Origin of the sequence: Paenibacillus sp. SC116 (genome assembly GCF_024733555.1) — a bacterium.
Taxonomy (GTDB): domain Bacteria; phylum Bacillota; class Bacilli; order Paenibacillales; family Paenibacillaceae; genus Paenibacillus_B.
On record NZ_JANIOF010000006.1, the window covers coordinates 186,379 to 208,502 of the forward strand.

The window sequence follows — 22,124 nt, forward strand, 5'->3', positions numbered from 1 at the left end:
ATGAGGAAGCGATGCGAGTTATGACTATTTTGGGTACGAGGCCAGAAATTATTAGACTCAGCCTTATTATGAAGCAGCTTGATCAATTGGCGGAGAAACATATCGTTGTGCACACCGGTCAAAATTTCACGCACACGTTAAGTGATATCTTTTTCGAGGAAATGGGACTGCGCTCCCCCGACTATAAGTTGTTCGATCAGCAGCAGAGTGTAGGTGAGCAGCTATCGATTATGTTTCGTGAGATTGAAAAAATATGTCTTAAAGAGCGGCCAGATCGCGTGCTTCTGCTCGGCGATACGAACAGTGCATTGAGTGCGATAGTCGTGGAACGGCTGGGGATCCCAGTTGTGCATATGGAGGCAGGCAATCGCTGCTTCGATTTGCGAGTTCCTGAAGAAAAAAATAGGCGCATCATTGATACGGTATCAAGCATCAATATGCCGTACACCGAACAGAGCAAGAAGCATCTTATTCAGGAAGGCATTCCAAGTCAACGAATTATACTCACAGGCAACCCGATCTATGAGGTGCTGAATCATTATAAGTCGCAAATTGAAGCAAGTACGATTTTGACGAGGCTGAACTTGCAGCGTGGCGATTATTTTATAGTGACAACCCATCGTGCAGAAAATGTGGATTGCCCAGAGCATCTTCAGCAAATTATGCAAAGTTTGAATGAGGCGGCTGAACGGTACGGCAAGCGAATCATTTGTAGTGTTCATCCTCGTACGAGAGCAAGGATGGAGAATGCTCCACAGTTGTCGCTGAACCCGTTGGTAGAATGCTATGAGCCGTTTGGATTTTTTGATTTCGTGAAACTGGAGCAGAATGCAGCTTGTGCGATTACAGATAGTGGTACAGTCCAAGAAGAATGCTGTATTTTTCATGTTCCTACTGTGACGATACGCAACACGACAGAACGTCCTGAGACAGTCGATTGTGGGAGTAACGTAGTGAGCGGACTAAAGGTGAAACAAATTGTAGAATCGATTGGCGTTATGACTACACTCCCGACGAGTTGGGAATGTCCAAAGGGGTACTTAGAGCCCCATGTTTCACATACTGTGGTGAAATTTTTGCTTGGAGGGAAAATGGATGTTTAAGAATAAGCGCATCCTTGTGACCGGTGGTACGGGATCGTGGGGATATGAACTGATTCGTCAATTGCTGCCTCAGCATCCGAAGGAGATTATCGTATTCTCACGTAACGAATCAAGTCAGGTTGCAATGAGCCGAGAATTCGAAAATAGCAGTCTTAGCTTCTGTATTGGAGATATCCGGGACCTACAAGCGCTTCGAGCAGCGTGTAAAGACGTGGACTATGTGTACCATCTTGCTGCGCTTAAGCATGTTCCTGTATGTGAAGAACAGCCGTATGAGGCATTAAAAACAAATGTCGTTGGAACGCAGAACGTTATCGAAGCTGCGATTGAAAATCGGGTCAAAAAAGTAATCTACATTTCAACGGACAAAGCAGCTAACCCTTCGAATTTTTACGGAATGACGAAAGCTATCGGTGAGAAACTTATCGTTTATGCGAACTTGCTTCCTTCCAGCACTCAATTCGTCTGTGTGCGCGGGGGCAATGTACTTGGCACGAATGGCTCAGTTGTACATCTATTCAAAGATCAGATTCATAGCAAGCGTCAAGTTGGCATTACCGATATGAAAATGACCCGATTTTTCTTAACGCTTCAAGATGCAATAACGCTGCTGTTTAAGGCTTCCGAAGAAAGCCATGGCGGTGAAATCTTTGTGATGACAATGCCAACTTGCCGAATCGTTGATCTTGCAGAGGTGCTTATTGAAGCCTCGAATGTAGAAGGGGTTTCTGTTATTGAGAAAGGGATACGGCCAGGTGAGAAAATTCATGAAATATTGATGAGTGATTATGAAAGCTTGACTACGGTCGTCTACGATGAACAATATCTTGTCATTCTACCGACCCTTGATATTCCAGGGCTGAGAGAGAAATATGCATTGTACCCGTCCGTTGAATTCAATAGCTTCAGCTCCGAGCAAAATGTCATAAGCAAGGAAGAAATCCATCTGATGCTGCAACGAGGGGGCTTCCTTTAATGAAGCTGCTAATTATAGGCGGTAACGGGATGGCGGGCCATATATTGGTCCGTTATTTCCGTCAGAAGCCTGATTATCATGTGTTCTACACTTCACGAGACATTGAAGATGAACAATCCTTATTGCTTGATGTCGCAGACGGAACGAATCTCGATACGCTAATGGAAACGGTACGTCCCCACGTCATTATTAATGCTGCAGGTATTCTAAATGAAGAGGCAGAGCGTGCCCCACTTGAAGCTTATCAAGTAAATGCATGGCTGCCGCATCAGCTGCGACGGAAAGCCGATCATATTGGCGCTAAAGTCATACACATAAGTACAGATTGCGTGTTCTCAGGAAAGAGCGGCAAATATATAGAAAATGACAAGCCGGATGGGACGTCGGTGTATTCGGTAACGAAAGCACTCGGTGAATTAAAACAATATAATCCTCATGTAACGATCCGCACATCCATCGTTGGACCTGAAATCCGTCCCCACGGAATTGGACTGCTGCAATGGTTTTTGAAGCAGGAAGGGGAAGTGAAAGGCTATAAAAGAGTGTTTTGGAACGGCGTCACGACGCTAGAACTGGCGAAAGCGATTGACTATTATTTGCAGCGTCCTATTTACGGATTGATTCATCTCTCGTATCCAATCCCAATCAGCAAGTATGAGCTGCTGAGTCTTTTCCAACAATCATTTGGCAAGCAGGATGTGAATATTGTGCCTGATACGATATATGAAGGGGATAAATCACTAGTAAATACACGCGAAGATGCTGATTATAGAGTCAAACCATATCCGGCTATGTTGGAAGAATTAGCGGATTGGATGAAGCGCAAATGAAGGATGCTTCGATTGTAGTGACAGGAGCGTCAGGGTTTACAGGTTTGCATGCGTGTCAGGCACTTGCTGCTGTAGGCATGAAAGTAACTGCTTTCGTGAGACGAAGAGTTTCATTTGATCCAGCATTAGCGATTCATCAAATTGAAGTAGATTTGTTGAAGCCGAAGGCACTTCAATACTTTATGCAGCAAGTATCGCCGCAATATGTGCTGCATTTGGCAGGAATGAATGCTGTGCAGCAGTCTTGGCGAGCACCTGCAGATGCGATGCACATTAATATGCTTGGAACCGTGCATGTTTTGGAGGCGGTGCGGGAACTGCCAGATACACGAGTGCTCGTCATTACGTCAAAGCTGAAATCTGCACCAACTGCTTCCCGCTCCAACTTGCATCCGTATGCCATCAGCAAATGGTTCCAAGAACAGGCTGCACTAGCATGGTCTCAACTATATCAGATGAACATTATGATGGCCGAACCGTCCAATCTGATTGGGCCTGGACCATCGACAGGCATTTGTGCTTTGCTGGGGGGCTATGTGGCGCGATGTGAGCGAGGGGAGCATGACCAGCCTTTTACCTTTAGTTCGCGGGCGGATTGGAGAGATTATTTGGACGTAAGAGATGCTGTGGCAGCATACGCTCATATTTTGCAGCGTGGTGCAAGCGGCAGCATTTATCGAGTAGAGAGCGGACGAGTGAGATCGCTGGAGGAAGTATCGGAAGTATTTCAAGAGATGGCGGCAGCGAGTATTCCTTACCAATGGAAAGATCCGGCACCGCTGTCTGAATTGTCATCTGAGACAAAGCCAATAGAGCACAGCGTCAAATTAAATAAGGATCAGCTGGAGGTGCTGCCTTTGCCTGAGAGTTGGGGGTGGACACCGAAATATTCGTTTACAGAATCAGTAGCGGACATTTTGAAGTATTATCGCCAACTGAGGAGGTGACTGAAAAACAATGCAGCCTTTAGTGACGATTATTATGCCCTTTTATAATGATCCTTACGTTGATAGAGCCGTTATAAGTGCATTGAATCAGAGCTACCCGAATATTGAAATTATCATCGTTGATGATGGCTCTACTCAATATGCGGATCGAGTGCGTCAATTTGTACCGAGAGTTCATTATTTGGGCAAAGCAAACGGTGGTACGGCATCTGCCTTAAATCATGCGATTAAATATGCTTCAGGACAGTATATCGCCTGGTTGAGTTCAGATGATCGCTTCTATCCCGATAAAATACGCCAGCAAGTACAATTTATGCAGGAGCGACAGTCAATTATCAGCTATACGAACTTCGACTATATTGATCCTTTTGATAACGTGACGTCTACGAATGCCGCGCTCTTATTTCATAGTGAACTGGACTTCTATCGAAGCTTCCTGCATTCCAATCCGATTAACGGTTGCACCGTAATGATGCACCGCAGTTTGTTTGAACGCGTTGGTGTGTTCAATGAACATTTGCCTTATACGCATGATCTGGATTTATGGTATCGTACAATGTTGGCGGGGTATAAAATTCAGTTTCTGAATGCCTCGCTAACAGCATATCGTCGTCATGAAGCGATGGGAACGATACGCCATCAAACTTCGATACAGCAGGAATTGAAAAGGACGAATCAATGTTATCATCCTCACTTAAGGCATTTGATTAACCAATTGTCTAGACGTTGAACGGTGCGCATCGTGAACGTTATAGAGAGAAAACAGGCCCTTTGTCATACTAGGAAGCATTCGTTCCTTTGTGTGCCAGAGGGTTATGTTTGTTCGTACATAAACCGGCAACTTCAAAGTTTGAATCAGCATAAAGGAAAAAATATAGGAAATAATAGGGTTGACAACATAGGGGTAGGGGGTATATTATTTGAGTATCGAAGCAAGCGCAAGTTGGTAGCCGAGCAGAATGGAAGGCTGCTGCGGATAGCAATTTTTAATTAACATAATCCTATTTAAGCTGGAGGGATAAGTATGTCGGAGCAATCGGCTAGTTTGAAACAAACTTCGCTGCAAATATCAGGTATGACCTGCGCGGCATGTGCGAACCGCATTGAGAAAGGTTTGAAGAAGTTGGAAGGCGTCACCGATGCGAATGTAAACTTCGCATTGGAACGCGCCTCTGTAACGTATCAAGCTGATCAAGTACAAATGGAGCAGCTTGAAAAGGCAGTTGAGAAACTAGGCTACAAGACGGTTAAAGAAAATGTCGATCTTGCGATAACAGGCATGACGTGTGCGGCTTGTGCAACGAGAATTGAAAAAGGGTTAAGCAAGCTTCCTGGTGTAACAAATGCTTCTGTTAACTTTGCTCTAGAGACGGCTCATATTGAGTTTAACGGTGCGGAAGTATCGGTCGATAACATTCAGAGCAAGGTAGCTCAACTGGGATATAAAGCACATCGCAAGTCGGATTCAGATACCCAAGAGGGGTATCGCGAGAAGGAAATTAAGACGCAAAAGATCAAATTCATCGTTTCTGCCATTGTTTCATTCCCGCTATTGTGGGCGATGGTGAGCCACTTCTCCTTTACTTCGTTTATATGGCTACCAGAAATATTTATGAATCCGTGGTTCCAATTCGCGTTGGCGACACCGGTTCAATTTATTATCGGTTGGCAGTTCTACGTTGGTGCATATAAGGCTTTGCGTAATAAGAGTGCAAATATGGATGTTCTCGTTGCATTAGGAACGTCAGCCGCTTATTTCTACAGTTTGTATTTATCATTCGAATGGTCTACGTCCGCCCATCAGGGACACGCACCTGCCCTTTACTATGAAACAAGTGCTGTATTGATTACGTTGATTATTTTAGGGAAATTGTTTGAAATGGTTGCAAAAGGCCGCTCCTCTCAAGCAATTAAAAAGTTAATGGGATTGCAATCGAAGACAGCTCTCGTAATCAGAGATGGTCAAGAAATAACGATTCCAACGGATGAAGTAGTAATTGATGATATTGTCGTTGTTAAGCCAGGTGAGAAAGTAGCTGTCGATGGAGTCGTGGTAGCTGGTACTTCATCCATTGATGAGTCGATGCTGACGGGAGAGAGTATTCCGGTTGAGAAAAAAGCAGGCGACGAGGTTATTGGGGCTACTATTAATAAAAATGGCGTGCTTCGTATTCGTGCAACGAAGGTTGGTAAAGAAACGGCACTCGCTCAAATTATTAAAGTAGTAGAAGAAGCGCAAGGTTCCAAAGCTCCGATTCAACGTGTGGCGGATCAAATCTCGGGTATTTTTGTTCCGATTGTTGTAGCTATAAGTGTGATTGCCTTTGCTGTATGGTTCTTCTGGGTAGCCCCGGGTGAATTCAGCACAGCTCTTGAAATCTCAATTGCTATACTGGTTATTGCTTGTCCATGTGCTTTAGGTTTGGCAACACCAACATCCATCATGGCTGGTTCGGGACGCGCTGCAGAATTAGGTATTTTGTTCAAAGGTGGCGAGCACTTAGAGTCTACGCACCGCATTGAGACAGTCGTTCTTGATAAGACAGGTACGGTTACCAAAGGCCAACCTGAGTTGACAGACGTTGTTACAGCTAATGTAGATGAAGCATCATTCTTACGTTGGGTAGGTTCTGCTGAGAAGAACTCGGAGCATCCGTTGGCAGAAGCAATCGTAGCAGGCATTGCAGCGAAAGGAATTGAAATGCCAGCTTCCGAGCAGTTTGAAGCGATCCCAGGTTATGGTATCCGTGCGGTAGTGGAAGGCCGTGAAGTATTGGTTGGTACACGTAAGTTGATGGCGAAGTACAATATCGCTTGCGAGCAAGCATTTGAGCAGATGCAGGAGCTTGAAGATACAGGAAAGACGGCGATGCTTGCTGCTATCGATGGCCAATTCGCTGGCTTGGTGGCGGTGGCAGATACGATTAAAGAAACATCCCAAGAGGCGATTGCACGCCTGAAGGAACTTGGCCTTGAAGTGATTATGATGACGGGTGACAATGAACGTACGGCGAGAGCAATTGCGAAGCAAGCGGGTATTGATCATGTTCTTGCTGAAGTGCTTCCTGAAGGAAAAGCTGCCGAAATTAAGAAGCTGCAAGCACAGGGCAAAAAAGTCGCTATGGTCGGTGATGGTATCAATGATGCGCCTGCATTAGCTACAGCCGATATCGGTATGGCAATCGGCACAGGTACAGATGTGGCAATGGAAGCTGCTGACGTAACGCTTATGCGCGGCGACTTGAGAAGCATTCCAGATGCGATCACGATGAGCCGTAAAACGATGCGCAACATTCGTCAGAACTTGTTCTGGGCGTTGGCATACAATTCCCTGGGCATTCCAATTGCGGCAATCGGCCTGTTGGCGCCTTGGTTGGCGGGTGCGGCAATGGCACTAAGCTCCGTATCCGTAGTTCTAAATGCGCTTCGTTTGCAGCGAGTGAAACTATAATAAAGCGACGATATCGCATTCGTTAATTAGTATCCTATCGGTAATGATACTGCCTCCATCATGGAGTTCATACTCGCCTTCTGATAAAAATAGCTTCAACTATGTATACTAAGGCGAAATACGAACTTCAAATAGGAGGCAGTAACCGATGATTCTTTCAACGACTTCATCGATTCAAGGCAAGGATATTGTCCAGTACGTCGGCATTGTAAATGGTGAAGCGATTATGGGTGCAAACGTCGTGAGGGACATTTTTGCTTCGGTAAGAGATATTGTAGGCGGACGTTCAGGTGCCTATGAGAGCAAACTTAAAGAAGCACGTGACATCGCTCTTACTGAAATGAAACATCAAGCAGGTACGCGCGGTGCAAATGCGATAGTCGGCATTGATATTGACTATGAAGTGATACGTGATGGCATGCTTATGGTAGCAGCCAGCGGAACGGCTGTCGTTCTTAGATGATAGTCAGACAATCTCATTAAAATGAAATGGAGAAGTACCGTCCGCCTACAGGAGGCTTTGGACGGTACTTCTTTTTTTGTGATGAGCTAAGAGATGCAACACAGCATGATATTGCCGCTTAACCTTCTCCAATTTGTTTTTTATATTGTTCCAAGACGGGGGCAATTACATCAAGATCAGGGATGGAATAATACTTCGGCAGCCAGTGGTATACTTCATTCCAAATGGAATCTTCGACAAGCAGTTCGGGAACTGATGACGTGGTTAAAAATAAATTGCTGTACAATTGACCGGGCACTCGCATATGCGCACCACCTTATTTCCAATCACAGAAGTTGTATAAATAGAATCGTTATACTGGCTTGCCAGTAATACGCTGATATAAATGAAACATATCTTGATTGTAACGTGCCAGAGACCAATGATGCATACCGACATGTTGAGCATGCTGTCCAATTTGAATTCTTTGCGTATCATACTGCAGTAAATGGTGCAAATGACGGAATAATGAATTACTATCATTAGTAGGCACTACGACTCCTGTTGTCCCATGCTGAACCATCTCTGGCAATCCGCTCGCCGAAGAGACAATGACAGCACAGCCAGCAACTTGCGCTTCAATAACAGAGAGCGGCTGATTATCTTGCAAACTAGGCTGCACATAGATATCAGTCAGTGCCATGAAGCGAGGGACGTCAGAGCGAGCTCCCCAAAATACAACATCGGAACCTATTCCGAGCGATTCGGCTTGCTGAATATACTCACTTTTGTTATCACCTTCGCCAATAAGCCAGCACACCCAGTCCTGCCTAACTTGTTTTAAGGAAGACAATGCTTTGAGCAATATTTGAATGCCTTTGAGATGGACGAAGCGACCTGCGTAGGTAATGACTTTTTTATAAGGAGGAACAACAGCTTCGTTAGGCACATGCATCTGGGCGTGAAAATGGGCCGTATCGATTCCGTATGGAAAAACACTTACATGTGTTTCTGGAACTCGGTAATCTTGGCCTAATATTTGCTTCAGCCAATTGGAGGCGGACAGCGCGTGATTGGCTGATAGGATGCCTCTTTTTTCTAGCGAGAAATAGTAAGCGTAGAGCAGATCAAAGTTGCTGCTAGGCAAAGCATTGGAGTCGATAAGCAGCTTAATCTCGCCAAGCAGTGATCCGTGAGGATTAACTAAGAGCGGGACATGAGGAGGCTTCACCCGAGCGATGGAGCGGGCAGAAATAGCGTCTTGCGTATGGATGAGATCGTACTGGCCTAGGTTTAGTGTTGATGCAGTGAGTTCCATGATTAAACGGTCTACTTCTGTATGATAGACGACAGCATTGGCACTGAGGGGAGTATGATTCAAATGTGTTTCGATCAACGGTGAATAATGGGACTTGATGAAGCGGCGCTGCTGATTGACGAGATGATAGTAATGAACATTGTTGCCGAATATGTCTACCTCATGGCCTCTAGCCCGGAGATCATTTGCTAGACGTTCCATTAGGGGCCATACACCGCCAAGATGGGGAATTTCCCAATATGTCGCTAGCAGTATTTTCATTCGCAACCCCCCTGCTGTCATAGTTAGATGCTCTAATATATGGGAAGCATAGCAAAGTTGTATAGGCAGTCCACCTAGATAAGCTGGGAAATGGACGGAAGATGGAAAAGGAGTACGTTGCCAATCAGCTATAGCTAGCATATCGTAATCACGATATCGCTAATGAAAGCTGAATAAAGCGAGGAGAAGATACGATGAGTGTATATTACTCGCAGCTAATTGATAATGTGGAACGGAACGGAAAAGCTCCCTATGAAAAAATCACCTTGTTTGTCCGCAATCAGTGTCCTCAACAATCGAACTTACTTGTTAGGCTGACGGCCAATGACGCCGTATTTGCTCAACATTTGCATCGGCTAACGCCAGCGGGGTTGCCCAATTGTGAAGTGCAGTTATCTGATATTCGGCTTATAGCTGGGACAATTGTCATCCAGCTGTATACGACGATATCAGGCCAACATCCACTAGATATTATTCTTCGAGTGTACAACCGAAGAGGACACATTATTCATGAATGGGGCATGGTATCTTTTACGGAATTTACGAATTGAGAGGGTACCTTTGATAAGGAATTGGAATTGAGGTTCAGCTCATACATCCCTCACAGGAAAGAGAGTGGCATGATGCGAATTATTGTTACAGGAGGGGCCGGATTTATCGGATCTCACGTTGTGGAAGATTTGATATCGAATGGCCATGAAGTACATGTGCTAGACAATTTTAGTACGGGCAGTCGCAGCTGGATACATCCTTCAGCCATTACGCATGACGGTGATATTCGCCGACGTGCTGTTGTATCTCTTATCCAATCTTTACAGCCCGATGTGGTTGTACATTTAGCAGCCCAAGCTGATGTGAAGAAGTCGCAGGAAGATCCTTATGACGATTTAGACGTAAATGCAAGTGGCACGATTCGATTGCTGCAAGCATGCGCCTCTTTATCAAATACTCACTTTATTTTTGCCTCCACTTCTGCCGTGTACGGCGATCAGTCCCACACAACGATCAGCGAAAGTGATTCTCTCCATCCAAGTTCATGCTATGGGTTATCCAAATGGACAGCTGAACAGTACATTCGCTTATTTTCGCAGCAACACGAGCTTCATACTTCCATACTCCGATTTGCAAATGTATATGGGCCCCGTCAAACACCGAAAGGTGAAGGCGGAGTCATCGCTTTGTTCACTGATCGTATTTTGCACGATAAACCGATCCTTATTCATGGAGATGGTGAGCAAACAAGGGATTTTATTTATGTAAAAGATGTGTCAAGCGCCATCCAATCCGTTGCTGCTCATCGCTTGTATGATACGTTCAACGTTAGTACAGGAAAGTCGGTTTCCATTAACGAGCTAAGCCTTATCTATGAACAGTTGTCAGGTAAAAGTATTCAACGGCAGCGGGGAATGAAGCGAATCGGTGATATTCGACATAGCTGCCTAAGTGCGGATAAGCTTCAGCATCATTCCTCTTGGCGGCCTAGCTATTCTTTACATCAAGGACTGGAATTAACATGGCAGTATGCCGCAGCAGCACTTCCATCTGGCTAGCCGTCTAGGATAAAACAAAAACATCCAATCCTATTGAGGAAGAGTTACATAGGATTGGATGTTTATTTATTTCCGCTTGTTGTGAGTGAGAACGAGTACTTGGTTCACCATATGGAGAAAGTCAGCTTGATATTTGCTTGGTGAAAAATGATTTTTAATATGAAGAATCCCTTGATCTTGTATACTGGCTCGTAAAGCTTGATCGGAAATGAGCGAGCGACCTTCTTGGACAGCCTGTTCAATGTGGCCATAAGGATAAAATTTTCCAGTTATATTATGGGTGATAAAGGCACGGACGCCATCTGAATCCGTACTTAGAACAGGGCAACGGCAGCACATGGCCTCAGCAACCGCATAGCCGAACCCCTCGGCTTGGGACGTAGAGAGCAGAAATCCTCCCGAGTCACCGATCATGGAGTAGTAGTCCGCCATATGTGAATGAGGCACACGATCACGAATCGTCAAAATATGTTGCAAGTTCAGCCTTTGGATAAATGGCTCGAACTCTTGCAGATCTTGTTCCACATATATCGTCGAATCGTAAAACATCCATAAACGGACATTGGGCATATAGTAATGCATCCAATAGCCGATTTCTAAAAAGTGCTTCCAGTTCTTGTTCGCTTCTAATCTCCCCACCCAAGCAATAATAGGGTTAGACACTGGCGGATTGTATTTATAATGAATTTTATCTGTGTCTACTACATTAGGGAAGGAGTACTGTGGCAGCCATGGACAGTATTTACGAAACAATTGGACAAGATGGGCTGTTTTGGGGAGATGAACGCCAGCAGCATATTGCCTTAAGTACGGGACAGCTTCCTGTACAGTTCGTTCCGCAAGGCTAATATGCCCAAGTCCCTGTGCCTCGTACAGAATAGGCCCTCTGTAACCTAGCCTGCGAAGTCGCTCCAGCATTAAATAATCTGAAGAAACGATAATTAGCTGATAACGGTGAGTACGAATAAGCTGGGAAATATCTTCGTCATAAGATGTCGTATACATAGGAATCGAGGTCGGATTGTGGATAACGCTTCCGGGAGTCGTATATAGGAGATGGCCTTCGATACCTACATGTTTGAGTACTTGACAGCGTTGTCGATTTAGCGTATCAATTCCTCCACTTGGAACGTAGAACGTGAATAGAATCTTCAATCTTATCCGCCTCCAGCGATGTGGCGTGAATACCTCCGAATGCTTGTTAGCATTGTATGAGCTTGAATCGACTCCGGTGTGGGCAAGTTGTCTTGCTCCACGGTCGTTCAGAAGGGTGCAGTATCGCAGTATTTGACCATACTATCGTCCGTTCAATGCCAACTTTTTAGTAGCATTTGCAGCGTGCCTGATGAGCATGATAACAGATGGCAGCACCTTATCAATACTCATCATAAGGAGGATCACATTCATGCGTATGAAGGCAGCGCTACTGACAATGACAGCAGCAATGGTCATGATGACAAGTTTGACGGGATGTTACAATAACGGAACAACTACAAAAGGTGCGTACCCGAATACGACGTCTAATTACCAAAATGGAATGGCTCCATACGGGACACAGGGCACGAATGGATATGGTTACCCTAATGGATATGGCACTCCATATAATACGGATGGAAATTATTATCGTAATTCTAATCGCAATGATGGCATAAGCGGTTATGGCTACAACGGGTATAACCAAAACGGGTATAACCATGGTGGATACCGTGGGTATAATACGAATCGCAATATGCCGTATACTGGCCAAAACATGACTTTGAGCCAAAAAGCGGCTGATAGAGTGGCTGCGATTCCAGGTGTGCATCGTGCTTACGTTGTACAAAGCAATGACAGTGCTTATGTTGCCGTTACAACAGCATCTGCGCATAGACAAGGTGGCGTAAATAAAGCGAATACAGGCAACAAAGCGATATCTCAGGATTTGAAGACCAAGATTGCGCATGAAGTGAAAAAAGCTTCCCCTAACGTCAAAAATGTACATGTATCAGAAGATCCGCATTTTGTAGATCGTATGTCTCAGTATGCTGAGCATGTAAAAGCAGGTCATCCGTTCCAAGGCTTTGCTGTTGAATTTAATGATATGACGAGACGGATATTCCCAACGAACGCAGGGCATGCTGTGAAATAACAACATCGCTTACGTCTCCCTAATAGTGGGCTGTCATCAGATACACTGTGTCATAAGCAATTATGCTTTTGGTATAGCGTATAGGATACAGCCCATTTTTACTGTGCTCAGCACCAAGTGTAAGTGCCCTTCATACTATAACTTTGACTGTATCCCTTAACCTTGTTAAATCTACACAAAACTCGGGCAAGGAGGGGTGACACTTGAAGGGCAGCGATCACAAGAGCAAATTCCTTTTAACCAACCGTGAACGTGAAGTCTTTGAATTGCTCGTACAAGACAAAACGACCCGCGATATCGCGCAACAGTTATTCATCAGCGAGAAGACGGTTCGAAATCACATCTCGAATGTGATGCAGAAACTAAATGTAAAAGGTCGTTCACAAGCGGTTGTCCAGCTTATCAAGCTTGGGGAGTTAAAAATCTGATAGCAGTTCACGCCCTTATCGTTTAACCTTTGTAATCTTGCCTTTACTGTCAATACGGTAAGCAGGAAAAAAGGTTATGGGATGAGCAAGTTCAAGCAGCTTGCATCAGATATAATTGAGCGTCCGACACAGTACTTTCGCGGGTACTGGCGGGGACGCTTTATTTTTTTGTGAGGAAGCTATCATACAAACTTATTTTATAAAAAAGAAAGTGACTACCTAATAAGGTAATCACTCTTGTATTCAAGGCTAATTTAATAATCGTAATCAAACAACTGCTCATGACAGTTTATCATTTTTATCAATTGTGATTTTGGATACCCGTGCTGTTTGGTCTTCTCGCTGCACATCGCGCAAGAACAATGTACTTTTCCTTTGGCAAAACGCCCTTCGATTTTGACTAACCAATCCCGCTGAGCAGCTATCAGCTTCTTGCGCTGAATGATTCGTTTTCTTTGATGTCTAGCATAGGCTTTATTGCGATTTTTGTTTTGAGGCTTCATGCCATCACGCTCCCTTGGAAAGAGGCTCCGCCCATAGAGGACACCAAGGGTATTCGTTATTCGTCTACAGGCAGAGCGTGAGCGTGAATGGATATAAGAATAGAATGATAATAGGTCACCTGTTTCAATGAAAGTTACTTCAACTATATAAAATATGCCTGTTATTAAAAGAAAAAAATGATTATAGCATGCTTTTATGTATACTTGCTATGGCAGCGTTTGTTGCGAACTAAGGAAGGCATTCTTAAATTCATGCAGAAAAAACCTCCAATACCACTGGTGGGATTTAGCCCGTTAAATGTGGCATTGAAGGTTCTTATTGTATGATTACTACATTAGCGCTTTGCTAACGTCATATTAAGCTTTTGTATTTCCTTTTACCCATACGTCTCTAACGTTTAGGTCACGGTCTGTTAACACGAGGTCAGCTTGCTTGCCAACTTCGATGCTGCCTGTCACTTCGTCAATGCCGATTAATTGGGCAGGATTGATGCTTGCGAGGCGGGAAGCCTCTTCAAGCGACAAACCTACTTGGTTGATGACGAATCGAACCGCTTCGATCATCGTCAGCGTGCTGCCAGCAAGTGCACCGCCTTCTGTAAGGCGGCATTCGCCATCCTTCATTGTTACGGCAAGGCCGCCAAGGTCATATTGACCGTCAGGCATGCCAGCAGCAGCCATCGCGTCAGTAATGAGCACGAGTTTGCCGGGTGCTTTGGAACGAGCAAGCAGTTTGATGCATGCGGGGTGAACGTGAATGCCGTCGGCAATAATTTCTGCCGTGATACGGTCATCTGTTAGAACTGCACCCGCTACGCCAGGATCGCGATGGTGAACGCCTGTCATTGCATTGAACGTATGCACAGCTTGATTCAAGCCTGCATTCGCAGCGACAGTCATCTCATCGTACGTTGCTCCTGTATGCCCAGCAGCAACGTTAATGCCGTGAGCGCGACACCAGCGAATCGCTTCGAGCGACTCGTTGCGCTCTGGAGCAAGTGTGAGCTGCTTCATAATGCCAGGATGCTTCTCATGCCACTCTTGCAGCCACTCTAGCTGTGGGTCCATCATGTAAGCTTCGTTTTGAGCGCCTTTATACTTTGGATTGACGAATGGTCCTTCCAAATGTAGACCTGCCAGCTGCGCGTAGGAAGAGCCGTTGCTGATGTAGGACTCTACTGCTGCTACTACGCTGCTAAGCGCTTCGCGGGACTGTGTCATCGACGTTGCCAGCATTGCTGTCGTGCCATGTTCCATATGGAATTTTGTAATCGTGTCGTATGCTTCTGCCGTTGCATCCATAAAGTCCGCGCCGAAACCGCCATGGACATGAACATCAATGAAGCCTGGCAGCAAGTAGCCGTTGTCAGCATCGATCGCATCGGACAGCCACACTTGGTCTGCTTCTGTTAGTTGTGCTTGCGTGCCGATATAGGCAATACGACCATCAACGATACGAACAACACCGTTAGAGATAACGCCGTTCAACGTCACAACTTGAGCATTTTTAATCGTAAAAGTTGTATTATGCATGGAAATGTTTCGCCGCCTCTTTGTCGAGAAGTACCACCACGTTAGGATGTGTTTGCAGCAAGGATGCTGGCACTTCCGTCGTAATTGGACCCGTCAAAGCGCGGTGAACGATGTCTGCTTTTTCTGCGCCGCGTACGACAAGCATGACCATTTTCGCTTTAAGAATAGAGCCTACGCCCATTGTAATTGCTTGTGTAGGAACTTCGTCAATCGAGTTGAAGAAACGAGCGTTAGCTTGACGAGTTTCTTCTTTCAAGTTCACGACATGCGTTCCTGCATGTAGCTCTGCATCTGGTTCGTTGAAGCCGATGTGACCGTTGTGGCCAAGACCGAGCAATTGAAGATCAATGGAAGCTTTAGCGAGCTGCTCATCATAGGACTTGCTTTCTGCTTCCAAGTCAGCTGCATTACCGTTAGGTACATGCGTTTGTGCTTTATCGATATTAATATGGTTGAACAATTGCACGTTCATGAAGGAACGGTATGTCTCTGGGTGATCGGCTGGAAGTCCGCAATATTCATCCAAGTTGTAAGAGGTTACGTCTTTAAAATCAACATAGCCCTTCTCATTCAACCGAATAAGCTCTTGGTAAATGCCGATTGGCGTGCTGCCTGTTGCCAAGCCAAGAACAGCAGTAGGTTTCGTTTGGATAAGGCTTGCGAAAATACCTGCTGCGATTTGGTTCAATTCTTCGTTTGTGTTAAAAGTCATAATATTCATTATGCCATTACCTCCCTTTATCTTTACGGTACTTGCGTACCATGCGATACGATTGCTCTAGCATCGGAATGTGATCGTCGAATGCTTCACTGACCATGGCTGCGAACAACGTGTCAATCACGTGCAGCTGAGCGATTCGAGAAGCCATATCTCCTCTGCGCATTCCTTCTTCTAATGAAGAGGCGAATAAGTTAATATCAGCCAGCTCTGCTAATCGGCTGGAGCCAACCTTGGAAAGAGATATCGTTGTAGCGCCGCGCTCTTTCGCGCATTGCAGCGCTTCAATCGTCTCAGGTGTTTCCCCTGAATAGGAAATAGCGACGACGACATCTTCCTCTGTCAAATTGGCCGCTGATGTAATTTGCATATGAGGATCCTGGAATGCAGTAGCTCGTTTGCCAATCCTAATCAGCTTCTGATAGAAATCAAGCGCTACGATACCTGAGGTAGCAACTCCATATAAATCAATTTGGCGTGCTCCATTCAATGCAGCTACTGCCCGTGTCAAGGACGGTATATCCAAGAGGCGAGTGGTATCTGCGATAGAACGGAGATGATTGGCCTCGATTGCCTTGACGATGTCCGCTAGCGGATTGCCTGCAATAATATCTTGGTATGTTAGCGGAGATGTCTGTTGGGCAAGATCGGCAGCAAGCTTCGTCTTGAAGTCAGGAAATCCACGGAAATGGAACGACTTGCAAAAGCGCGTCACGGTAGCTGCTGAGGTGCCAGACTGTTCTGCCAATTCTGTTATTCCCATATTGATTACATTGCTCGGGAACTGCAGAATGTACGCAGCCAGTTTACTTTCTTGTTGATGGAACTGATCATGTCGCTGCTCTATAGCATGTAGAATACTAGACAAAGCTATCAACCTTTACAATATTGATGTAAAAATCATTTTCGTAAATAAGATCGTTGATGTGAAAATTATTTTAATGAGTATACCCCTAGCATATAAGACATTCCCCCCAGTTGCAATAGCTCTAAAGAAAGTTCATGGAAATACCAATTCTCTGATAAAAATGATGCACAAAAGCTTAAAGCTCCAACAAAATATTCCTAACTAAAGTGGTGCATGTATGTTAGATTGTCCCTCTTGCATGCAAATCAAAATCAAAATCCTCTGAATATATAAGTGGGCTGTTTAAATAAATAGGAGGGCTGTTCATAAAGTGTTCGCATGATGCGTGTACGTTCCAATTTTAAAAAGTAAAGGGCTCTAAATGACTCTAAAGGGCTTTAAATGAGATGACTCTGTAGCCGACTCTGTAGCCATACTAAGGGACTCTAAAGCCCCTACTAAAGGACCCAGGGGACTCTAAAAGATCTCTAGTGATCACTAGTGGGCCCTCACAAGCGATTTTGAAGTGGAGGGAGTGATTGTTTTCTCATAAGAATGAGATTTGTAATGGGGGGCTTGGCTAACTGTTTAAACTAGTGACAAATGTGCATTTATTTAGTCTGCAGTAGAGCTTATCAGGGGAAATTTCCGCAAATGTGCAGTTATTTATGCATCATAATCTCCTACAGCGCATTTTCGATGAAAATAACTGCACATTTGTCCTTATTTGTATCTAATCGCAGATTTCTAAATAAAATAACTGCATTTTTGTCTGCTTCATCATTATTTCCTCTATTTGAAGAACAACTCCTAGCTACCCTTAACGCTTATCTTCCTAGCGTTCGTTGTTCACGGTATTGGCTAGGGGACAAGCCAAGTCGCTTTTTAAATGTGCGATGAAAATACGTATAGCTCTGGAAACCGCACATCTCTGCGATTTGTTCCAAAGACATATAGCCATGCAGTATCCGTTCACATGCCATATTCAAGCGGCACTCTATTGCGTAATCCATAATCGACTGGCCTGTTGCTCCCTTAAATAGATGGGAGGCGCGAGATTCACTAAGTTGAACATAGTCTGCAACGTCTTTAATCGTGAACGGATCAGCGGCTGATTGTTCAATATATTGCTTCATTTTGAGCACAGTCCGCGGCAAGTCATGTGCTGCGTTACCTTCAGGCCCCGCTAACGTTCGTTCCATGTAGCGAAACAATACATATGTTAAATGCTCAACGATATCGTTCATGTTCGTAGGGTCCAGTCGATGCTCCATCATTATCTCTCGCCATATGGCTAACATTCGATCTTCCAAATCAATCTCAACGAGCGGTTCGCGAACGTGCTCTGCCCACCATTGCTTTACCATAGGGCCATTAATAATTAAGTAGTAGTCAAGACTGTGTACTTTGGTTAGCGGGATCAGTAGTTTGGGATCGGTGTAGCCAATTTTCAAGTTATAATATTCCCCGGGTTTAAGCAGCAAAAGGCTTCCGGGCTTAATTGGCTTATCTGTTCCGTCTATGGTTGTATGACCGCTGCCTTCTAGCTGCAGTCGAATTAAGTAGTGTTTCATTTCCGGGATAATTAGATTATGTGCTTTGGAATGACGGGCATGTCCAGAAAATAAAACATCGATGGGTTGTGTTGTCGTCGCCGGTTGTTGTTCCATACCACTGCCTCATTTCATTCGTAGTTGTATACAGCATTCACCTTAATTATTAGTATACGCAGCAGAATTGTTCATGTATAGACTATATCCTTCATTCTCAGTTAGAGATGGATGTGGCACAATGAAACCATCAGTAAGAAAGCGCTTTACTTTCATATTTTTAGCATCGCTTTTTTACCGAGTACAGAACTAATTTACTATTTTACATGATTGAATTTGAATCATTACAGGATGTTTTAAACGGCGTTTTAAAAAATATGTTCCAAAGACGATGAGGTGGATTAGCATGCAAATTGGCTTGCAGCTGTATACCGTTCGGGAAGAGGCAGCACGTGACTTCACTGGCACGCTCGCTCGAGTGGCTGAGATGGGGTATGGAGGCGTTGAGTTAGCTGGTTATGGCGATCTGAAGCCGGAGCAGCTGGCATCAGTGCTTAAGAATAATGGTTTGCAGGTAGCTGGGAGTCATGTCGGCTTAGAACAGCTGCACAAACATTTAGATGAACATATTGAAATGAGCTTAGCTGTTGGCAATCGTTATTTGATCTGCCCGTGGTTGGATAAAGCGCAATACGAAACGATGGATGCGTTGAAACATACAGCATCTATATTGGAGCAAGCAGCGGATCAGGCTGGTAAGCACGGTCTTCAAATTGTATATCACAATCATGATTTTGAATTTACAACAGCAGTAGCAGGAAAGACTGTGCATGATTGGATATTTGAGCTTGTGCCATCGTCAAAATTGCTTGCGGAACTAGACGTATGCTGGATTCAGTATGCAGACTTCGAGCCGCTAGATGTGATCGTGCAGCATGCGCAACGGCTGCCGCTCATTCATTATAAAGATTTAAAACGTACGCCGGAAGGTCCGCTTACCGTAGAGCTAGGACAAGGCGAGCTGGATCTAGCGGCGATTGCTCGTACCGCTGAAGAGATTGGTGTGGAATGGCTTATTGTTGAGCAGGACAATACACAGCGATGTGCAATGGAAAGCTCGGCAGCCAACTTGGCTTGGATAAAGAATCATCTCCATTTGAGTTAGTTAAAGGTCGTTACAAATGTATGGATAATATTATTTCTAAAATGTAAACAGCAGCGGCTGTCCAAATATGAGGAGGAATCGTTATGTCTAAAATGTATCGAATTGCGATTATTGGTTGTGGCGGTATTGCGAACGGCAAGCATATGCCTTCCTTGGCAAAGCTTAAAAATGTTGAAATGGTAGCATTTTGTGATATTGAGGAAGAGCGTGCGCAGGAAGCGAAAGAGAAATATGGAACAGCTGATGCGGTAGTAACTACAGACTACAACGAACTGCTTGCAGATAAGACGATTGATATCGTTCATGTATGTACACCAAATGATTCCCATGCAGAAATTACAATTGATTTCTTAGAAAACGGCAAGCACGTCATGTGTGAGAAACCTATGGCGAAGACAGCAGTAGATGCACGCCGAATGGTTGAGGCAGCTGAGCGTACAGGTATGAAGTTGACGGTGGGTTACAACAATCGTTTCCGTTCGGACAGCCAGTATTTGAAGAAAGTATGTGAAGCCGGGGATCTTGGCGACATCTACTTCTCCAAAGCGCATGCCATTCGTCGTCGCGCAGTTCCGACATGGGGCGTATTCCTTGACGAAGAGAAGCAAGGCGGCGGACCTTTGATCGATATCGGCACACATGCGTTGGACTTAACAATGTGGATGATGGACAACTACGAGCCAAAGGTTGTGCTTGGATCGTCATTCCATAAGCTTGGCAGCCGTAAAGATGCAGCAAATGCATGGGGACCATGGGACCCAGAAAAGTTCAAAGTAGAAGATTCTGCTTTCGGTATGATCGTTATGAAAAATGGTGCGACAATTATGTTGGAATCAAGCTGGGCGCTTAATGTTACACAAGTTGGTGAAGCGATGTGTACATTGAGCGGTACAGAAGGCGGCGCAGATATGTGGAACGGCCTGACGATTAATGGCGAGAAGCACAGCCGTTTGTATGAGCAGAAGATTGAAATGAATAGCGGTGGGGTTGCGTTCTACGACGGTGAAACAGAAAGTGCACCTGATCTTGAAATGCGTCTATGGATCGATGCGATTGAGAACGATAAAGAGCCGGTTGTTACACCAAAGCAAGCTTGTGTTGTATCTGAAATACTTGAAGCTGTATATGAATCTGCTCGCACAGGCAAAGCGGTATACTTCGAATAATAAAAGATTTTGATTATAAACAAAACAGCATTATAGCGAATAAGCAACATATCACGCAGGGAAATCAGGGGAGGAATTGCAATGAAACTGGGCGTATTTACGGTGTTGTATGGACAGCTTCCATTAGAAGAGGCGTTAGATACCATTGCTGCTAAAGGGGTTGAGGCGGTTGAAATCGGAACAGGAGGCTACCCAGGCAACAAGCATGCGAATCCGCATGAGCTGCTAGCGGATCGTGCGAAGTTGGAAGCATTTCGCGAGGCGGTTGCATCCAGAGGCTTGACGATTAGCGCGTTTAGCTGCCACGGCAATCCGCTTCATCCGCAAGCACCGATTGCGAAAGCGTTCCATGATGATTTCATGGCAACGATCGACTTGGCTGCAGAGCTTGGTGTGCCTGTAGTAAATGGATTCTCTGGCTGCCCTGGCGATCATGAAGGTGCGAAGTATCCGAACTGGCCTGTGGCACCGTGGCCGAATGATTTTCAAGAAATTTTGGACTGGCAGTGGTCGCAGAAGGTCATTCCCTATTGGAAGGAAGTTGGCCAATATGCAGCTGAGCGCAATGTGAAAATTGGTCTGGAATTGCATGGAGGCTTCTCCGTCCATACTCCTGCCACTCTTCTCAAACTGCGTGAAGCAGTAGGCGAAGTGATTGGGGCTAACTTGGACCCGAGCCATATGTGGTGGCAAGGTATCGATCCGGTTCAGGCGATTCGCATTCTAGGTCGTGAAAATGCGCTTCATCATTTCCATGCGAAAGACACAACAATCGATCCTGTAAATGTGCATCGTCATGGTATTACGGATATGCAGTCTTACTCTAACATGCTGGACCGTGCATGGCAGTTCCGTACAGTCGGCTATGGACATGATGCGAAGACATGGGCGGATATCATTAGTGCGCTGAGGTTAGTAGGCTACGATTACGTAATTAGTATTGAGCATGAAGATGGCTTGATGTCGATCGATGAAGGCTTCACAAAGGCCGTTCAAGCTTTGCAGCCTATTTTGATGAAAGAGCCGTTAGGCGAAATGTGGTGGGTGTAAGTTTCGAGTCTTTATGGACAAAACTGCAGCTAATTTAAGTAGAAATCATCATTTTGCGATAAATAAGGACAAAGTTGCTGTTATTTCGTTCAAATATGCATTGAAAAAGGCGAGGCTACGAAAATAAGTGTATTTTTGCGGATATTAGCAACGATGGG

22 protein-coding genes are annotated in these 22,124 nt (G+C 44.9%); 14 read left to right on the top strand and 8 right to left on the bottom strand.

Annotated elements, in window-relative coordinates:
• The first annotated feature begins 11 nt into the window (after positions 1–11).
• The 7 genes from wecB (at position 12) to NQ117_RS20935 (ending at position 7,770) form a co-directional block, all read left to right on the top strand.
• Positions 12–1,103, top strand: a complete 1,092-nt coding sequence (gene wecB, locus NQ117_RS20905) for a non-hydrolyzing UDP-N-acetylglucosamine 2-epimerase (protein ID WP_258279950.1) — start codon at positions 12–14, stop codon at positions 1,101–1,103.
• Positions 1,096–2,079 carry a polysaccharide biosynthesis protein gene (locus NQ117_RS20910; RefSeq protein WP_258279951.1) on the top strand — a complete coding sequence of 328 codons (984 nt, stop codon included), beginning with the start codon at positions 1,096–1,098 and terminating at the stop codon, positions 2,077–2,079. The genes wecB and NQ117_RS20910 overlap by 8 nt, the downstream gene beginning before the upstream one ends.
• On the top strand, positions 2,079–2,909 hold the full coding sequence (locus tag NQ117_RS20915; RefSeq protein WP_258279952.1) for a dTDP-4-dehydrorhamnose reductase family protein: 831 nt from the start codon (positions 2,079–2,081) through the stop codon (positions 2,907–2,909). The genes NQ117_RS20910 and NQ117_RS20915 overlap by 1 nt, the downstream gene beginning before the upstream one ends.
• Positions 2,891–3,856: an NAD-dependent epimerase/dehydratase family protein gene (locus tag NQ117_RS20920; protein ID WP_258279953.1), complete on the top strand. Its 966-nt coding sequence runs from the start codon at positions 2,891–2,893 to the stop codon at positions 3,854–3,856. Before NQ117_RS20915 ends, NQ117_RS20920 begins: the two co-directional genes overlap by 19 nt.
• 10 nt (positions 3,857–3,866) lie before the next feature.
• Positions 3,867–4,586: a glycosyltransferase gene (locus tag NQ117_RS20925; RefSeq protein WP_258279954.1), complete on the top strand. Its 720-nt coding sequence runs from the start codon at positions 3,867–3,869 to the stop codon at positions 4,584–4,586.
• 294 nt (positions 4,587–4,880) lie between these two features.
• The gene (locus NQ117_RS20930) at positions 4,881–7,307 is read left to right on the top strand and encodes a heavy metal translocating P-type ATPase (protein WP_258279955.1); all 2,427 of its coding nucleotides are present in this window, start codon (positions 4,881–4,883) and stop codon (positions 7,305–7,307) included.
• 148 nt (positions 7,308–7,455) lie between these two features.
• Positions 7,456–7,770, top strand: coding sequence for a YbjQ family protein (locus NQ117_RS20935; protein ID WP_258279956.1), 315 nt, complete (start codon positions 7,456–7,458; stop codon positions 7,768–7,770).
• A gap of 118 nt (positions 7,771–7,888) precedes the next feature.
• On the opposite strand, the gene NQ117_RS20940 is transcribed toward NQ117_RS20935, so the two are convergent.
• Positions 7,889–8,074 carry a hypothetical protein gene (locus NQ117_RS20940; protein ID WP_258279957.1) on the bottom strand — a complete coding sequence of 62 codons (186 nt, stop codon included), beginning with the start codon at positions 8,072–8,074 and terminating at the stop codon, positions 7,889–7,891.
• 48 nt (positions 8,075–8,122) lie between these two features.
• Positions 8,123–9,328 (bottom strand): glycosyltransferase family 4 protein, encoded by a 1,206-nt coding sequence (locus NQ117_RS20945; RefSeq protein ID WP_258279958.1) that lies wholly within the window; start codon positions 9,326–9,328, stop codon positions 8,123–8,125.
• A 194-nt stretch (positions 9,329–9,522) separates the two neighbouring features.
• On the opposite strand from NQ117_RS20945, the gene NQ117_RS20950 reads away from it, so the two are divergent.
• Positions 9,523–9,879, top strand: coding sequence for a hypothetical protein (locus NQ117_RS20950; protein ID WP_258279959.1), 357 nt, complete (start codon positions 9,523–9,525; stop codon positions 9,877–9,879).
• A 69-nt stretch (positions 9,880–9,948) separates the two neighbouring features.
• On the top strand, positions 9,949–10,878 hold the full coding sequence (locus NQ117_RS20955; RefSeq protein WP_258279960.1) for an NAD-dependent epimerase/dehydratase family protein: 930 nt from the start codon (positions 9,949–9,951) through the stop codon (positions 10,876–10,878).
• 66 nt (positions 10,879–10,944) lie between these two features.
• Here the strand turns inward: NQ117_RS20955 and NQ117_RS20960 are convergent, their stop codons facing one another.
• Positions 10,945–12,033 carry a glycosyltransferase family 4 protein gene (locus NQ117_RS20960; RefSeq protein ID WP_258279961.1) on the bottom strand — a complete coding sequence of 363 codons (1,089 nt, stop codon included), beginning with the start codon at positions 12,031–12,033 and terminating at the stop codon, positions 10,945–10,947.
• A 250-nt stretch (positions 12,034–12,283) separates the two neighbouring features.
• Here NQ117_RS20960 and NQ117_RS20965 point away from each other — a divergent pair, with 250 nt between their 5' ends.
• Entirely contained in the window at positions 12,284–13,006 is a 723-nt protein-coding gene (locus NQ117_RS20965; RefSeq protein ID WP_258279962.1) for a YhcN/YlaJ family sporulation lipoprotein, read from the top strand.
• Positions 13,007–13,209: 203 nt separating this feature from the next.
• Positions 13,210–13,434 (top strand): helix-turn-helix domain-containing protein, encoded by a 225-nt coding sequence (locus NQ117_RS20970; RefSeq protein ID WP_028594140.1) that lies wholly within the window; start codon positions 13,210–13,212, stop codon positions 13,432–13,434.
• Positions 13,435–13,688: 254 nt separating this feature from the next.
• Here the strand turns inward: NQ117_RS20970 and NQ117_RS20975 are convergent, their stop codons facing one another.
• The 5 genes from NQ117_RS20975 to NQ117_RS20995 all read right to left on the bottom strand — a co-directional run bounded on the left by NQ117_RS20975 (position 13,689) and on the right by NQ117_RS20995 (position 18,705).
• A complete protein-coding gene (locus tag NQ117_RS20975) occupies positions 13,689–13,937 on the bottom strand; it encodes a hypothetical protein (RefSeq protein WP_258279963.1) in 249 nt (82 codons plus the stop codon).
• Between the two features lie 357 nt (positions 13,938–14,294).
• Positions 14,295–15,470, bottom strand: coding sequence for an N-acetylglucosamine-6-phosphate deacetylase (gene nagA / locus NQ117_RS20980; protein WP_258279964.1), 1,176 nt, complete (start codon positions 15,468–15,470; stop codon positions 14,295–14,297).
• Entirely contained in the window at positions 15,463–16,191 is a 729-nt protein-coding gene (gene nagB, locus NQ117_RS20985) for a glucosamine-6-phosphate deaminase (protein ID WP_258279965.1), read from the bottom strand. The genes nagA and nagB overlap by 8 nt, the downstream gene beginning before the upstream one ends.
• A 7-nt stretch (positions 16,192–16,198) precedes the next feature.
• Entirely contained in the window at positions 16,199–17,056 is an 858-nt protein-coding gene (locus NQ117_RS20990; protein WP_258279966.1) for a MurR/RpiR family transcriptional regulator, read from the bottom strand.
• An 806-nt stretch (positions 17,057–17,862) separates the two neighbouring features.
• Positions 17,863–18,705 (bottom strand): helix-turn-helix domain-containing protein, encoded by an 843-nt coding sequence (locus tag NQ117_RS20995; RefSeq protein ID WP_258279967.1) that lies wholly within the window; start codon positions 18,703–18,705, stop codon positions 17,863–17,865.
• A gap of 286 nt (positions 18,706–18,991) precedes the next feature.
• Here NQ117_RS20995 and NQ117_RS21000 point away from each other — a divergent pair, with 286 nt between their 5' ends.
• The 3 genes from NQ117_RS21000 to NQ117_RS21010 all read left to right on the top strand — a co-directional run bounded on the left by NQ117_RS21000 (position 18,992) and on the right by NQ117_RS21010 (position 21,966).
• Entirely contained in the window at positions 18,992–19,750 is a 759-nt protein-coding gene (locus tag NQ117_RS21000; protein ID WP_258279968.1) for a sugar phosphate isomerase/epimerase family protein, read from the top strand.
• 83 nt (positions 19,751–19,833) lie between these two features.
• Positions 19,834–20,916 carry a Gfo/Idh/MocA family protein gene (locus NQ117_RS21005; RefSeq protein WP_258279969.1) on the top strand — a complete coding sequence of 361 codons (1,083 nt, stop codon included), beginning with the start codon at positions 19,834–19,836 and terminating at the stop codon, positions 20,914–20,916.
• 81 nt (positions 20,917–20,997) lie between these two features.
• Complete coding sequence (locus NQ117_RS21010; protein WP_258279970.1) at positions 20,998–21,966, top strand: sugar phosphate isomerase/epimerase family protein; 969 nt, start codon at positions 20,998–21,000, stop codon at positions 21,964–21,966.
• The last annotated feature ends 158 nt before the right edge of the window (positions 21,967–22,124 follow it).

Bases quoted from the DNA above. Each gene is read 5' to 3' on its own strand.
- wecB (WP_258279950.1), top strand. From the start codon at position 12: ATGCGAGTTATGACTATTTTGGGTACGAGGCCAGAAATTATTAGACTC.
- NQ117_RS20910 (WP_258279951.1), top strand. From the start codon at position 1,096: ATGTTTAAGAATAAGCGCATCCTTGTGACCGGTGGTACGGGATCGTGG.
- NQ117_RS20915 (WP_258279952.1), top strand. From the start codon at position 2,079: ATGAAGCTGCTAATTATAGGCGGTAACGGGATGGCGGGCCATATATTG.
- NQ117_RS20925 (WP_258279954.1), top strand. From the start codon at position 3,867: ATGCAGCCTTTAGTGACGATTATTATGCCCTTTTATAATGATCCTTAC.
- NQ117_RS20930 (WP_258279955.1), top strand. From the start codon at position 4,881: ATGTCGGAGCAATCGGCTAGTTTGAAACAAACTTCGCTGCAAATATCA.
- NQ117_RS20935 (WP_258279956.1), top strand. From the start codon at position 7,456: ATGATTCTTTCAACGACTTCATCGATTCAAGGCAAGGATATTGTCCAG.
- NQ117_RS20940 (WP_258279957.1), bottom strand. From the start codon at position 8,074: ATGCGAGTGCCCGGTCAATTGTACAGCAATTTATTTTTAACCACGTCA.
- NQ117_RS20945 (WP_258279958.1), bottom strand. From the start codon at position 9,328: ATGAAAATACTGCTAGCGACATATTGGGAAATTCCCCATCTTGGCGGT.
- NQ117_RS20950 (WP_258279959.1), top strand. From the start codon at position 9,523: ATGAGTGTATATTACTCGCAGCTAATTGATAATGTGGAACGGAACGGA.
- NQ117_RS20955 (WP_258279960.1), top strand. From the start codon at position 9,949: ATGATGCGAATTATTGTTACAGGAGGGGCCGGATTTATCGGATCTCAC.
- NQ117_RS20965 (WP_258279962.1), top strand. From the start codon at position 12,284: ATGCGTATGAAGGCAGCGCTACTGACAATGACAGCAGCAATGGTCATG.
- NQ117_RS20975 (WP_258279963.1), bottom strand. From the start codon at position 13,937: ATGAAGCCTCAAAACAAAAATCGCAATAAAGCCTATGCTAGACATCAA.
- nagA (WP_258279964.1), bottom strand. From the start codon at position 15,470: ATGCATAATACAACTTTTACGATTAAAAATGCTCAAGTTGTGACGTTG.
- nagB (WP_258279965.1), bottom strand. From the start codon at position 16,191: ATGAATATTATGACTTTTAACACAAACGAAGAATTGAACCAAATCGCA.
- NQ117_RS20995 (WP_258279967.1), bottom strand. From the start codon at position 18,705: ATGGAACAACAACCGGCGACGACAACACAACCCATCGATGTTTTATTT.
- NQ117_RS21000 (WP_258279968.1), top strand. From the start codon at position 18,992: ATGCAAATTGGCTTGCAGCTGTATACCGTTCGGGAAGAGGCAGCACGT.
- NQ117_RS21005 (WP_258279969.1), top strand. From the start codon at position 19,834: ATGTCTAAAATGTATCGAATTGCGATTATTGGTTGTGGCGGTATTGCG.
- NQ117_RS21010 (WP_258279970.1), top strand. From the start codon at position 20,998: ATGAAACTGGGCGTATTTACGGTGTTGTATGGACAGCTTCCATTAGAA.